Source organism: Streptomyces sp. NBC_01525 (genome assembly GCF_045040405.1).
Taxonomy (GTDB): domain Bacteria; phylum Actinomycetota; class Actinomycetes; order Streptomycetales; family Streptomycetaceae; genus Streptomyces; species Streptomyces benahoarensis.
The window spans coordinates 2,500,341-2,514,311 of record NZ_CP109397.1 but is presented as its reverse complement, the minus strand read 5'-3'; the positions used below and the strand labels follow the sequence as shown (position 1 = coordinate 2,514,311).

6 protein-coding genes are annotated in these 13,971 nt (G+C 77.6%); 3 read left to right on the top strand and 3 right to left on the bottom strand.

Annotated elements, in window-relative coordinates:
- Positions 1-167 precede the first annotated feature (167 nt).
- Positions 168-4,094, bottom strand: coding sequence for a CDP-glycerol glycerophosphotransferase family protein (locus tag OG422_RS11145; RefSeq protein WP_405742373.1), 3,927 nt, complete (start codon positions 4,092-4,094; stop codon positions 168-170).
- 616 nt (positions 4,095-4,710) lie between these two features.
- On the opposite strand from OG422_RS11145, the gene OG422_RS11140 reads away from it, so the two are divergent.
- Positions 4,711-5,400, top strand: a complete 690-nt coding sequence (locus OG422_RS11140; protein WP_405742371.1) for a class I SAM-dependent methyltransferase — start codon at positions 4,711-4,713, stop codon at positions 5,398-5,400.
- A gap of 182 nt (positions 5,401-5,582) precedes the next feature.
- On the opposite strand, the gene OG422_RS11135 is transcribed toward OG422_RS11140, so the two are convergent.
- Positions 5,583-6,527: a class I SAM-dependent methyltransferase gene (locus OG422_RS11135; protein WP_405742369.1), complete on the bottom strand. Its 945-nt coding sequence runs from the start codon at positions 6,525-6,527 to the stop codon at positions 5,583-5,585.
- Positions 6,528-7,091: 564 nt separating this feature from the next.
- Complete coding sequence (locus tag OG422_RS11130) at positions 7,092-10,337, bottom strand: FtsK/SpoIIIE domain-containing protein (RefSeq protein WP_405747731.1); 3,246 nt, start codon at positions 10,335-10,337, stop codon at positions 7,092-7,094.
- A gap of 485 nt (positions 10,338-10,822) precedes the next feature.
- Here OG422_RS11130 and OG422_RS11125 point away from each other — a divergent pair, with 485 nt between their 5' ends.
- Entirely contained in the window at positions 10,823-12,439 is a 1,617-nt protein-coding gene (locus OG422_RS11125; protein WP_405742367.1) for a serine/threonine-protein kinase, read from the top strand.
- Positions 12,440-12,656: 217 nt separating this feature from the next.
- Positions 12,657-13,964, top strand: coding sequence for a serine/threonine protein kinase (locus OG422_RS11120; RefSeq protein ID WP_143942502.1), 1,308 nt, complete (start codon positions 12,657-12,659; stop codon positions 13,962-13,964).
- Positions 13,965-13,971: the final 7 nt, after the last annotated feature.

Genomic DNA, 13,971 nt, shown 5'->3' with positions numbered 1-13,971 from the left:
TGCCGGGGTTTTCCGTGTCATTGCCGTCCGTTAATGGGTGGGACATCCGGTGTTGGCGGGCGCTTGGCGCGGGCGGAACGCCCGCATCCGAGGTAACGACGAGCCCGCCGTCCGATGCCGGTATCCGCCAAACCTCCATCGGCCCGACCATCGCCGGACACCTCCGCTCACCGCAGCACCAGATCCGCGGCGCGCGCCGCGGCCGCCCCGTCGTCGCGGTGGCAGAACGCCTCCCGGAACCGCCCGTACGCCCCGGAGCCCGCCCGCGCGACCGCATCCAGATCGCCCAGCGCGTCGATCAGCTCACCGGTGGAGCCGAGCTGCGGTCCGGGCGCCACCGCCTCGAAGTCGACGGTGAACCCGCGCAGCGTGTCGCGGTAGTACGGCAGGTCGGGGGTGAGGAACAGCATCGGGCGGCCGGTGTTCGCGAAGTCGGCGGCGAGCGACGAGTAGTCGGTGACCAGCACATCCGCGGCGAGCAGCAGATCGGTGGCGTCCGGGTACGCGGTGACGTCGACGGCGAAGGGCGCGTGGCGGGCCGGGAGCCGGTCGGCGACCAGCGGATGCCCGCGGACCAGCAGCGCGTGGTCGTCGCCGAGCGCCCGCCGGGCCGCGTCCAGGTCCAGCGGCAGATGCAGCCGGTGGTGGTGGCGGTCGTAGGCGAGGTGGCCCCGGACGGTCGGGGCGTACAGGACGACGGTGCGGCCGTCGTCGACGCCGAGCCGGGCGCGGACCGCCGCGGCGCGCTCCGCGCGGTCCGGCGCGAAGAACGCGTCGGTGCGCGGCAGCCCGCTCTCCAGCGGCTCCCCGGGGAAGCCGAGCGCCTCCCGCAGGACGGGCGTGCTGTGCGCGTTGGGCGACAGCAGCACGCTCCACTGGCGGGCTGCCTCCGGATGCGACGGCCTGTGGGAGCCCGCCGAATCCGCGCCGATCCGCTTCAGCGGCGTGCCGTGCCAGGTCTGGACGACGAGCTGGCCCTGACGGCGGCGGAAGAAGCCCGGCAGCTGGGTGTTGGCGACCACCCAGCGGCTGTGCGCCAGCGCGCCGTGCCACTCGGCGCTGCCCACGACGACGGCGCGCGCGGTGTCCGGCACGGCGGTCTGTCCGTCGCGTACCGCCCACAGGTGCTCCGCGCCGATGCCCCGGCGGACCAGCTCCTCGTGGACGGCGCGCGGCGAGTCGCCGTAGGCGCGGCCGCCGAAGCTGCTGTAGAGGATCGCGTCGCGCAGCGGGCGGCCGCGGTGCAGCGGGTAGTGCGTCTCGCGCAGCACCCGCCGCCGGTACGGTCCCCGGTCGGTGACCGGCAGCGTCGCCCCGGTGGCGAGGAACACCTCGTCGTGGTCGCGCCGGTCGAGGGTGAACGGCTTGCCGCGGACCGCGCGGGAGGCGGGCAGCCCGTCGAGGACGGACGGCGCGAACCGGACCGGCACGTCCGGGGTGGTGCCGCCCACCGCCCGCAGCCGCAGCGCCCAGTGCCCGGCGGGCAACGGCAGCGGCCCCCCGGGCGAGGGCAGCGCGGCCAGCGGCAGCGCGCAGTGGAACCGCTCCCCGTCGTGCGTGACGGGGAAGGCCCACTCGGCGGCGTGCGCGGTGTGGGCGAGGACCAGCTCGGTGGCGGGCGGCGCGGCGGCGGGCAGCGTCCCGGCCAGCAGCAACGTCCCGTCGACCCGCCACACGACGCGGTCGGCGTAGGGCTGCGGGACGCGGTCGTGCACCACCAGATGCCCGGCGGCGGTGCCCGCGGCGACCAGCTCCCGGCCCCGCACCGGCGGCAGCGCGAGGGGCGCCAGCGTGGGCGAACAGGCGATGAGGGCGGTGGCGCCGCCGGGGAGGGCGAGGGCGGCTTCCCAGGTGCTGGAGTGGGCCGGGGCGTGGGGTGCGGTGTCCCCGGGGGCGCCGTGGTGTGTGCCGCCGTCGTCCGGTACGGGGCGGGCGGCCGCGAGCGCGTCGGGCAGGACCCGGACGGTGTGTCCGGGGGCGGGACGACGGGGCTTCCAGGGGGGTGAGGGAGCGGCGCCCGGGGCGGTGGCGTCCGCGCCTTCGGGGCCGTGCCCGGCGCCCGGGGCCGCAGCGTGCGGGGCGTCCGGGGCGGTGGCGCGGCCGGTGTCCGGGGCAGCGGCGCGCTCGGCCTCCGGACCAGGGGCCTCCTCGCCCTCGGGCCCGTGCCCGTGCCCGGCGTCCGGGCCAGCGGCGGGCGGCGCCTCCGGTGACGGCGCGTGGCCGCCCTCCTCGCCGGGGGCGCTCACCCCCTCCCTGTCAGGGGCGCCCCCGGTGCTCAGGTCAGGGGCGCCTCCCGCCTCCCGCACGCCCCCCTCGGGCTCCTCTTCCGGGTGTCCCGCCGTGGCCTCCTCGGGCTCCCCTTCCGGGCGCTCCGCCGTGGCCTCCTCGGGCGGCGGGACCGCCGGGAACGACACCACCGCCCCGGTTTCCGTATCCGTCAGCCGCAGCGCGGTGGGGGCGGCGGCGCCGGGCGGGGCGGCGACCGTCAGGCAGAGTGCGCCGCCCGTCGTCTCCCGGGCGGTCAGCCGGTAGCCGATCCGCTCCACGGTCAGCCGCAGCAGCCCGTCCGCGTACCGGGGCGTGACCCGTACGCCCTCCCCGGTGTCGTAGGTGCGCGGCGAGGTGCCGGAACCGGACTCCGGAGGGCGCAGCCCGGAGATGCGCACCATGCCCGCCGCGGTGAGCGTGACGGTGACCCGCCAGTCGCCGTCCTGCCAGCGGCCGATCCGCCGCAGCCGCCGCGGATCGAGCACCACCTCGAACCCCGACCAGTCGTAACAGTGCAGCTCCTGACCGGATTCGGCGGTCGCCCGGGCCGACTCCACCGGCCGCAGCGGCAGCACGATCCGCCGCCGTCCCTGCGCCAGCACCAGCGTCCCCAGATAGCTGTGGCGGTGCGGCGCACCGAGGTTGCGGATGTACGCGTAGCCCCGCAGATGCAGCAGCCCGTCGCGCCAGACCACCTCCTGGACGTGCGCCCGTACGGGGAAGTCGTCGCGGCCCAGCCGGGTGACGGCGGACGGCAGCCGCAGCGGCGGGGCCAGCGGCAGCGCGGCCCGGCGGCGCAGCGGCACCCCGGTCACCAGGAACGCCGTCGCCTGCCGCCGCCGGTACGCCAGCAGCCGTAGCAGATTGTCCGGCCGCCCGGCCCGTACGAGGTACCAGAGCATCCGCGTCTCCACCGGGAGCGCGGCCATCAGCCGCGGATCGACCCGGGAGAGGTAGGCGCGGGCGTGCTCCACGAACGCGGTGCGGACCTCCGGCGCGGCGGCGGGCAGCGCCTCGACGAGATCGTGCAGCCCCTCGGTGAGCTGCGCCCGGTCGTACTCCGCGCGGCACGGCACCCCCCGGGTGCGCGCCGGGTCGGCCAGGAACTCCCCGACCTGGGCGAGCGCCGCGAACCGCTCGGCGACCGCCCGCTCGTCCGGCAGCGGCCGGTCCCCGCCGCCGGGCGTCCGCAGACGGCAGACGGGGGCGCGCAGCACGTCCACCGCGTCGGCGAGGAAGTGGGCGGGCAGCGTCACCGTCGCGTCGTCGCAGGTGCCGCCCTCGGGGAAGGCGAGGTGGTGACGGTCCCAGAAGGCGCGCCGGAACACCTTGTTGGCCGCGGGCGTGTCGGACAACAGCGTCCGGTCCTCGGCGATGTGGGTACGGGACGCGCCGGTCCGGGCGTCCGGTTGCCGCGCCGCGGGCCGCCCGTCCGCCCCGAGCAGCCGGACGCCCCCGGTCGCCAGGTCCGCGCCGGATGCGTCGAGCAGCGCCGGCAGCTCCTCGTACGCGCGCGGCAGCAGGACGCCGTCGGGCCCGGGGAAGGCGAGGTACGGCGTGTCCGGATAGGCGTGCCGGGCCCCGGCGTTACGGGCCGCACCGGGTCCCGCCCCGGCGGCGCGGACCAGGCGGAAGCGCGGGTCGCGGGCGGTGAAACGGCGGGCCAGCGTGGCACCGGGCCCGTCCGGTTCGGGCGCGCCGTCCACCATCACCACATCCAGCGCGGCCGGGGTCTGCGCCGCGACCGACTCCAGGCACTCCTCGGTGTGCCACAGGGGCCCTGCGGTGCGGTGCACCGGGATGACGACGGTGAGCCGTGGCTTCATGCGCGCGACCAAGCCTTTCCGAACGGGGAACCCGGGTGGCCCGGAACCGGGCACTCCGGGACCGGAACCACCGCGCCGGAACCGGGGCGGGGAACTGAGGTGGACAACTCATCCGGCCCCGCCCCGGTCACCGGATCTGCGCTGAAAGGGTGAGGGACCCGGCCTCGCTGGACGGCGCTCTCGCCCGGCCCGGGGCGCGTGCGCCGCCGTGCGGCCGGGGCCCGGGCCCGCCCGGGCCGTGAGCCCTCGCGTGAGCCGGGGACCGTGCGCCGCGGTGCGGCCGGGGCCCGGGCCGTCGGACGGCTGAGCCCTCGCGTGGGCCGGGGCGCATGTGCCCCGGCGCGGCCGGGCCCCGCAGTTCCGCAGGGCCCCGGCCGGCCCGGACGACGACCGCTCGCGCGGCGCGGCGGTCGTCCGCGCGCGTGCGACACCGGGCGGGCCGGACGGATCCCCTGCCCCCTGCCCCCGTCGCCCCTCGCCCCCGACGCCCCCGTGCCGGGGACCGCCCGCCGCCGGTCGGCGTGGTGTGCGCCGTGGCCCGGGGCGATGCCGTAGACCGGAGCCGATGCCGTAGCGGGCCCGGTCGTCGCCGGGTCCCCAGGGAAAGGTGACCTCGATGCCCGGGATGCCCGGACGGACCGAAACCCCCGCCGCCCCCACCGCTCCCGCCGCCCGCCGGACACCGGCCTCCCGCCGCGTCGCGGAAGCCGCCCCGCCGGTCCGCACCGGTCCACCGGCCCGTGCGCAGGACGCCCCCCGGCCGCTGCTGCCCTGGCTGCGCCCGCCGCGCGCGCCCTACCGCCGGGCGCTGCGCCGCATCGGCGCCGGGCGGGTGCTGGACATCGGCTGCGGTACCGGCGACACCCTGGCCGGTTGCGCGCCGGGCAGCGTCGGGATCGCCCACGACGCGCACTCCGCCGACATCTGCCGCGCCCGGGGCCTGACCGCGTACACCGCCGACGCCTTCCTCACCAGCGCCCACGCCCGGCCCGGTGGCTTCGACACCCTGCTGTCGGCGCAGGTCCTCCAGCACCTCGACGACGAACAGGTCGAGGGCCTGCTGCGGGCCTATCTGCCGTACGTGCGGCCGGGCGGCGGGGTCGTGCTGATCACCCCGCAGGAGGCCGGTCACCGCGGCGCCGGCCGTTTCACCGACTTCACGCTGCTGCGCGCCTACGCCGAATCCGCCGGACTGTCGGTCCGCCGCACCTACTCGTTCCCGCTGCCGCGCCCCGCCGGGAAGGTCCTGGGTGCCAACGCGTTCGTGCTGGCCGCACGGGTGCCGACGGAGTGGCTGCCGGGCTGAACCCGGACGGCGCGCCCCGGACCGCCGGGGCGCGCGGGCGGCCGCGTGCGCCGGGGGGTGTCCGTAAAGTCCCGTCGTTCGCCCGGAGGGCGTCGCGAGCCAGGCGGGACTTTGCGGACACGGACACGCCCCGGACACGCCCCGGACACGCCCCGGGCCGGGCCAGGGGTGCGCCGGGTCGCTCAGCGGCGTGCCGTCCGGCCCCGCCGTGCCGCCACGAGTGCCCGGGTGACGGCCGGTGGCAGCCAGTCCGCCGCCAGCCGCCGCAGCGGCCCCCGCCCCGGGCGCGCGGGGCCGCGCCGAACGGACCCCGGTACGTGCTCCGGCGCCCGCGCGGCCTTCGGCCCGGGGGCCGCGCGGTACCGGGAGACCGGGTGCGCCGGTTCCGCCGCGTCCTTCGCGCTGATCCGGATCAGCGGCGCGCCGTTGACCTGCTGCACCTCGTGCCAGACGCCGTCCTGCCCGGCCAGCCACTCCAGCAGCGCCGCCCGCAGCGGCTCCGGGTCGCCCCACGTGCCGTAGAACTTGGTGCCGGTGATGCACACGGGACGCAGCCCCTCGTTGGCCACCGCCTGCCAGGTCGCCGCGGCCACCCCCGGGCAGTGCTCGGCGCGGAAGTCGTCCAGCACCACCACGCCCGTGCCGGTCAGCAGAGACCGTACGGCCAGGATGTCGCCGTGGACGTGCTCGTACAGATGCGAGGCGTCGATATGGGCGAAACGGACGCTGTCCTCCGCGACGTGGTCGCGCACCCGTGAACTGAGGCCCTGGACGATGTCCGGCAACGCGTCGTGGAAGGCGAGGTAATTGGCCTCGAAGGCGCGGCGGGTCAGCGTCGCGTAGGACTTCGCCATCTCCTTGGTGTTCGAGGTGTCCTCGGCGGGCGAGTCGAACAGGTCGCAGACCGTGAACCGCTCGCCGTCCCCGAGCCGCGCGCCCAGGAAGATGGCGCTCTTGCCCAGGTAGGCGCCGAGTTCGAGCAGGTCACCGCGGTGCCCCGCGGTCCGCTGGTACGCGAGGAACCAGTCGAAGAGCAGTTGGTCCGCGGTGAAGAACCACCCCTTGACCTCGGAGAGCCGGGTGGGGCGCGGCAGTTGTGCACGGTGGTCCGCGAGGGGAGCAGTCATGTGCAGTCCGTCTCCAGACGGTCGGGAATCTGACGGCTTACGGCATGGATCCGACGGCTTGCGGCGTACGGCGCGCGGTGGTGCCAGGGGCGTGCCGCGTCGGCGCGGCCGTCATCGTAGGCGGCGCGAAGTGAACGGAAGGTGGCGAAAAACGGGGCGTACGGAACCGGAATCCGGGACCGCCCCCGGTGGCACGGGCGCGTAGGCGCTCGGAGGCTCAGGGCTGGGCCCGGCGCCCCTCCGTTTGCCTTCAACTCCGATGAGATGCAAGGGAGTTGGCGCCCATCGGACCCCGTGGCCGCCCGCCGTCGCAGGATTGCGTACGCGCCTGGCGGCATCGACCGTACGCGACGCGGGCCCGCAGCGGCCGGCCCCGGGCGGGACGGCCGGTCCCGGTCCGGCGCTCCCGGACAGACCCGGCCCGGGCAAGGGGACCGGGCAGAGCCCTGCGGGTCCGGACGGGGACGGGCCGGGGCCGGGCGTGATCAGGCCGTGCACCTGCCCGGCCCGGACGGCCCCGGGCAGGCCGGGCTCAGGCCAAGGACGAAGCCCCCGCCCGCCCCCTCACACCAGCGGTGGCCCCGCCGCCGCCCCCGAGGACTGGGCGGCGCGTTGCAGGGCGCTGGCCAGGAGGGCCAGGTCCGTGGGGCCGTTGCCCAGTTCGCGCACCGGGCGGCGGGTCGGCGGGTCGCCCATCCGGGACCACTCCAGGGGGACGACCGTCGGGCGGAGCGTGGCCGTACGCGGTATCCGGCCGGTCACCCGGCCCGCCTGGAACGGGGTCGACGCACCGTCGCGGGTGCGGTGCAGCACGCCCCGGCCCGGCGGGACCGGCTCCGACGGATCGTCCGGCTCTCCCAGCACGGCCCGCAGCCCGGCTCGTTCGCTGGTCGCCGTCTCCGCGGTCCGCTCCGGGTGGCCGGTCGCGGCGATCAGATGGACGCCCAGCTCCGCGCCGCCCCGCGCCACCGCCTCCAGGGCTCGCACCACCGAACCCGCCGACGGGCGGCCCGTACTGCCCAGCGCGGGCGCGACCAGCGCGTCGAAGTCGTCGACCAGCACGAACAGCCGGGGCATCGGCGCCACGTCCGGCGCCGCCTCCCCGCCGCGCGAGCGCAGCCGCAGCGTGCCGGTGGGCGACGGGTCCGGCTCGGCGCCCTCGGGCGTACGGCGCTGTGCGACGATCCGCGGCGCGGGTAGATGCTTCGCCCGCCACTCGGCGAACGGCGTACCGCCCAGGACCTCCGCGCGCCGCTTCAGCTCCGACGACAGTGCCTGCGCGAACTCCCGCATCCGGACCGGGTCCGACGCCGCCAGATACGTCGTGACATGCGGCAGCTCGGTGCAGAGCCGCAGGCCCTCGCCGCGCTCGGTGCCGCCGCCGTCCACCAGCACCAGCGACTGCAGATCGGGCCGGTCGGCGGCGGCCAGCGAGGCGGCCAGCGACCGCAGCAGCTCCGTCTTGCCCGTACCCGGCGCGCCCTCCAGCAGCAGATGGCTGCCGTCGACGGCGAGATCGGCGGCGAGCGGACCGTGCGGCCCGGCGCCGAGCACGGCCGCCGCCCCGGACGCCCCGCCGTCGAGCGCCGCCGCCCACCGGGCCATCAGCGACGCCGGGGTGGCGCGGGCCAGCCCCAACTCGTCCAGCAGACGGGAGGAGCCGGGCAGCGGCGCCGCCACCCGGGGCGCCGCCCGGCCGCCGCCCGCCGCGTCCGTCTCGCGCAGCGGCGCCAGCGCCCGCGCGACGCGCTCCGCCCACGCGCCGGAAACCGCGTCCAGCGTGGCGACCGTGCCGTTGGGCCCCGAACCGGGCTGGACCACCCGCAGCGCCGTCGCCACATCACCGCTGAGCACCGCGACCGCCCCGCACTCCCCGAACGCGGGCGACGCCACCCGGGCCGCCTCGTACGTCGCGGCCAGCGGGAACGCCGGGGACGCCGCGGGCGTCTCGGCCAGACACAGCAGATGGATACCGGCCGCCGGACCCCCGGCCGCCAGCCGCGCCGCGGTCTCCCGCAGCGCCGACGACCCGAGATCGCCGTCGACCAGCACGACGGTGAACGCCCCCTGGTGCTGCGCGGCCGCCGCGGCGATCTCCGCCCGCTCGGCGCTCGCCCAGCCCGGGCCCAGCGGCCCGTCGTCGAGCCGCCGCACCAGCTCCGCCGTACGCGCCGCCGCCTGCTCCTTGTCGTACGCCAGCAGCAACCGGCAGTCCTGCCCATGGGCCGGGCGGACGTGCGGCAGCCAGCCCAACCACGACCAGTCGGCGACCCGCTCCTCGGCGGCGCGCGTCCGGTCCGTGCTGAGCAGCACGATCTCCAGGCTGCCGGGGGCGTGCAGCGCGGCCAGCTGGGCGAGGACCGAACGCGCCAGCCCGGCCAGCCGCTCCCGCGGACCGGCCAGCCCCAGGGAACCGGCCCGCCGCAGCTCCACGGCGACCGGCTCCGCCACCCGGCCACCGGCGCGCGACGCCGTCCCGAGGCGGACGGTCAGCGCATCCGGATGGTTCCGGTCGCGCTCCCACAGGCGCGGGCCGGGGCCGAGCGCCGTCAGCAGCACCGCGGCGGCGTCCGGCCACCGCTCCGCCGCGCCGGGATCCGCGGGCACCGGGCCCGCCGTGGCCTCGGCCCCAGCCAGCGGCTCCGGGGCGTCGGGCTCCTCCGGGCCGTCCACCGCCGGGCGGCCGCCCGCGAGCCGCCGCGCCCAGGCGCCGATTCCGCCGCGCCGCCCGGCCCGCCGCGCCGCCTCGTCGGGCGGGGCCAGCGACAGCTGCCCGCCGTGCGTCCCCTCCCCGGACGAGGTGGCGTCCGACGGGCCGAAGGCGTCCGGGCGGGTGCCGTGCAGCGGGGTGTCCCGCCGCTGCCGGGCCCGCTCCGGCCCGTCCCCGGGCGCCGTGCCGTAGGGGTGGTGCGCGCCGTACGCGTCGTAGTCGTACGCGGCCGGGGCGCCGTCCGCGTCGGCGGGCGGCACCGGGGCGGCGGGCGGCACCGGCTCCGGGCGGCGGCTCCCGGGCACGAACACCCCCGGGGCGCCCTGCCCGCCCGGGGCGCCGTGACCGGGCGTGCCCGTTCCCCGGCCGTACACCGTCGGGGCCGGGGCGCCCCCCGGGAGAACGGGGCCGTCCTCGCCAGGGGCGGAACCGGCGGGCCCGGACGGCGCGCCCGGGCGCAGCCGCAGATGGCCCTCGCCGTCCGGGGTCGTCGCCAGCGCCGGATCCGGCGCGCCGGCCGGGGGCTGGAGGAGCAGCGCCGACTCGCCGACGCGCAGCAGGGCGCCCGGGCCCAGCCGCGCGGGCCCGCCGGAGATCTCGGTGCCGTCCACCGTCGTGCCGTTGGTGGAGCGCAGATCGGCGACGAAGACCGCGCCGTCCGGCTCGACCGTCACCGCGCAGTGCATCCGGGAGACGTCCGGGTCGTCCAGCGGCACATCGGCGTCGGCGGAGCGGCCGACGCGGATCTGGCCGCCGTGCAGCAGATGGACGCCGCCCGCGTCCGGCCCGGAGACCACCCGCAGCCGCGCCGGACCGTGCGGCAGGCCGTGCGCCGGGTCGGGGCCGGGGGACTGGAGGGAGAGGACCGCGCCGTCGATCAGCGGCGGCTCGCCGAGCGCCGCCCGCTGCGGGTCGAGACGCTCGGCCCCGGCGTACAGCACGACCGGGCCACCGGCGTCCGCGCCAGGCCCGGCGACCGCTGCCGCGAGCGAACCGGCCACCGCCGCGAGCGCGGTCCCGGCGGGGGCCGTCACGAGCACGTCACAGGCGCGTGCGGGGTGGCCGCCGCGCGGCCCCAGGACGGTCAGCCGGATCTGCATCACCGTCAACGGTCCCTTCTGCCCGGGGAGTTCGGCGACGGGTCCGCTCAACCCCCCACCGCGCCCGAGCGCATCGGCTCGTACAAGTCCCACCTGTCACGCCGCGGGCCGGAACGTCCCCCCACGGCACGTGTGCTGGGTGCATCCTCGCACCTGCCACCGACAACCCGTCCGCCGACCGGGGCGTAATGATCTTGCTCGGGGCCCGTGACGCCGTGGGGGCGGGGGATGACGGCGGACTCCGGCCCCGCCCCGTCCGCCCGGTCCGGCCGAAAACCGCCCCCGCCGCGGCGCGGACACCCCGCGCAACCATCCGTCCGCACCTCGCGTCTTCCCGCACGAGCCACCACCGACGGCCGGGCCACCCCGGGCGACGCGGCAGCGCAACGCCGACGGCGGGAGCGGCGGCAACTACAGTGGGGCGACGGGCCGCGGACGACCCAGCGGACCGGCAACAGTTGATCACCGACCAGGGAGCGCATGACGTGCGGCCGGTAGGCAGCAAGTACCTGCTCGACGAGCCGCTGGGACGCGGCGCCACGGGCACCGTCTGGCGTGCGCACCAGCGGGAGACGGCGGGCGCCGAGGCGGCCGTCGCCGGTGAGCCCGGCGAGACGGTCGCGATCAAGGTCCTCAAGGAGGAGCTGGCGAACGACGCGGACGTGGTGATGCGCTTCCTGCGGGAGCGTTCCGTCCTGCTGCGCCTGACCCACCCCAACATCGTCCGCACCCGCGACCTCGTGGTCGAAGGCGATCTGCTGGCCCTGGTCATGGACCTCGTCGACGGCCCCGACCTGCACCGTTACCTCCGGGACAACGGTCCGCTCAGCCCGGTGGCCGCCTCGCTGCTCACCGCGCAGATCGCCGACGCCCTCGCCGCCAGCCACGCCGACGGCGTCGTCCACCGCGACCTCAAGCCCGCCAACGTCCTGCTCTCCGGGTCCGACGGCGACGGCGAGATGCACCCGATGCTGACCGACTTCGGCATCGCCCGCCTCGCCGACTCCCCGGGCCTGACCCGCACCCACGAGTTCGTCGGCACCCCCGCCTACGTCGCCCCGGAGTCCGCCGAGGGCCGCCCGCAGACCTCCGCCGTGGACATCTACGGCGCCGGGATCCTGCTGTACGAACTGGTCACCGGCCGCCCGCCGTTCGCCGGATCGACCGCCCTGGAGGTGCTGCACCGCCACCTCAGCGAGGAGCCGCAGCGCCCCGGGTCCGTCCCCGAGCCCCTGTGGACGGTCATCGAGCGCTGTCTGCGCAAGCGCCCCGAGGAGCGGCCGAGCGCCGAGAACCTCGCCCGCGCGCTGCGCACCGTCGCCGCCGGTGTCGGCGCGCACGCCACCCCGGAGCAGGCCGAGGCGGCGCTGGGCGTCGCCGCGCTGCTCGCCCCCGACCCGTCCCCGGCGCAGGTCCCCGGCACGGACACCGGCGGCAGCGGCGACGCGGAACCCACCCAGGTGCTGCCCACCGGCGCCGCCGCCGTCGACCCGGCCGCCGCCACCAGCGTGCTGCCCTCGACCGGCGCCCCCGGCGGGCCCGCCCCGACGCGCGCCATGCCGCCCGTGCCGCCGATGCCGGGCGCGCCCCCCGTGGGCGGACCCCAGGAGCCCGACGGGCCGCACCCCTGGGAGTCCCAGATGCGGGCCGCGCGCGACCGCAACGACCAGACGCAGGTGCAGTACCTCGACCCGAGCGAGGACCCGCTGCGCCGCCGCCCGCAGCGCCGCCCGGCCCCGCCGCAGCCGTACCACCCGCAGCCCGCGCCGGTGCCGTACGCCCAGCAGCAGCCCCCGCAGCAGCAGCGCCCGCCGGCCCCGCAGCGCCGCCAGGAGCCGCCGCCGCAGCGCTACGAACCGGAGCGCCCGCCGGCTCGCGAGCCCCGCCCGCCCCGGGAGCCGCGCCGCCGTAGCGCCAACCCGATGCGGATCCCGGGCCTCGGCTGCCTCAAGGGCTGCCTGTTCACCCTCGTGATCCTCTTCGTCGCCGCCTGGCTGATCTGGCAGATGATCCCGCAGGAGTGGATCGGCACGACCAAGGGCTTCTTCGAGCAGATCGGCTCGATCTACCACGACGTCAAGCACTTCATCAACGGGATCTGACGAGGCCGGTGCCCCGGGCGACACGCCCGGGGTACCGGCCTTTCCGCTGGCCGCACCCCGGGTCATCCGGTGGATTTATCGACTTCCGGCGGTGATTTCTCCCCCAGAACGGAAGGTTGCCGCCGTCCCGGGCACGGAACGCCCCGCCGTCCGCGTAGCTTTGACGTCAACCTCAGCCCCCGCAGGACGCTCGGGGGCCCGACACGTCGGAGCAGTCTTGGCACGGAAGATCGGCAGCCGGTACACCGCCCACCAGATCCTGGGACGCGGCAGTGCGGGCACGGTATGGCTGGGTGAGGGCCCCGAAGGGGCCGTGGCCATCAAGCTGTTGCGTGAGGACCTCGCCTCCGACCAGGAGCTGGTGGGCCGCTTCGTCCAGGAACGGGCGGCGCTGCTGAGCCTGGACCACCCGCGGGTCGTCGGCGTACGCGACCTGGTGGTCGACGGCAACGACTTGGCCCTGGTCATGGACCTGGTCCGCGGCACCGACCTGCGCACCCGGCTGGAGCGCGAACGGCGGCTGGCCCCGGAGGCCGCCGTCGCCATCGCCGCCGACGTCGCCGACGCCCTCGCCGCCGCGCACGCCGCCCGGATCGTCCACCGTGACGTCAAGCCGGAGAACGTCCTCCTGGACATGCAGGGCCCCCTCGGCCCCGGGGGAGCGCACCCCGCGCTGCTCACCGACTTCGGCATCGCCCGCCTCGTCGACTCCCCGCGCCGCCTGCCCCCGCCGGCGTCTGGCTCCGGCTCCGCAGCGCTCCGCTCGGCCAAGGTCATCGGCACCCCCGACTACCTCGCCCCCGAGATCATCGAGGGCCTCCCGCCGCGTGCCTCCGTCGACGTCTACGCGCTGGCCACCGTCCTGTACGAGCTGCTGGCCGGGTTCACGCCGTTCGGCGGCGGGCACCCCGGCGCCGTGCTGCGGCGCCATGTCACCGAGCGGGTGGCGCCGCTGCCCGGTATCCCGGACGAGCTGTGGCAGCTGCTCCTGCAGTGCCTCGCCAAGGCGCCCGCCTCCCGGCTGCGCGCCCCCGAGCTGGCCGCCCGGTTGCGCGAGCTGCTCCCGGGGCTGGCCGGGATGCCGCCCCTCGACATCGACGAGCCGGACGACGAGGAGGGCCCGGACGGCGCCGCCGAGGACGAGGCCGCCCCCAAGGACGCCGACGCCGGACCGTCCGCCGTGGGCGAGGTCACGCCGCCGCGCGGCTCCGTGGCGCTCGTCCAGGGCGCGGCGCCCGACTCGAACCGCGAGACGCACACCAGCATGCGGGTCCCCGGCCCGGACGAGCTGGCCGGCGGCGCGCACGGCACGGCGCGCGCCCCCCGGGCGGCGGGCGAGCGCCGTGCGGGGTCGGCCCGTCACCGGTCGTCACCGGAGGTGGTGCGCCGCCGCCGGATCCGGCTCGGCACCGCGGCCGCCGCCCTGCTCGTCGCGGTGGGCCTGGGCACCTGGCTGGCCTCGGGCGATGGCGATCCGGGCGATGCCGGTCCCGGGATCGAGCAGCCCGATCCCGCCGCTCCCTGACAGGGCC

Excerpts from the sequence above, each read along its gene's own strand:
- OG422_RS11145 (WP_405742373.1), bottom strand. The coding sequence starts at position 4,094 with ATGAAGCCACGGCTCACCGTCGTCATCCCGGTGCACCGCACCGCAGGG.
- OG422_RS11140 (WP_405742371.1), top strand. The coding sequence starts at position 4,711 with ATGCCCGGGATGCCCGGACGGACCGAAACCCCCGCCGCCCCCACCGCT.
- OG422_RS11135 (WP_405742369.1), bottom strand. The coding sequence starts at position 6,527 with ATGACTGCTCCCCTCGCGGACCACCGTGCACAACTGCCGCGCCCCACC.
- OG422_RS11130 (WP_405747731.1), bottom strand. The coding sequence starts at position 10,337 with ATGCAGATCCGGCTGACCGTCCTGGGGCCGCGCGGCGGCCACCCCGCA.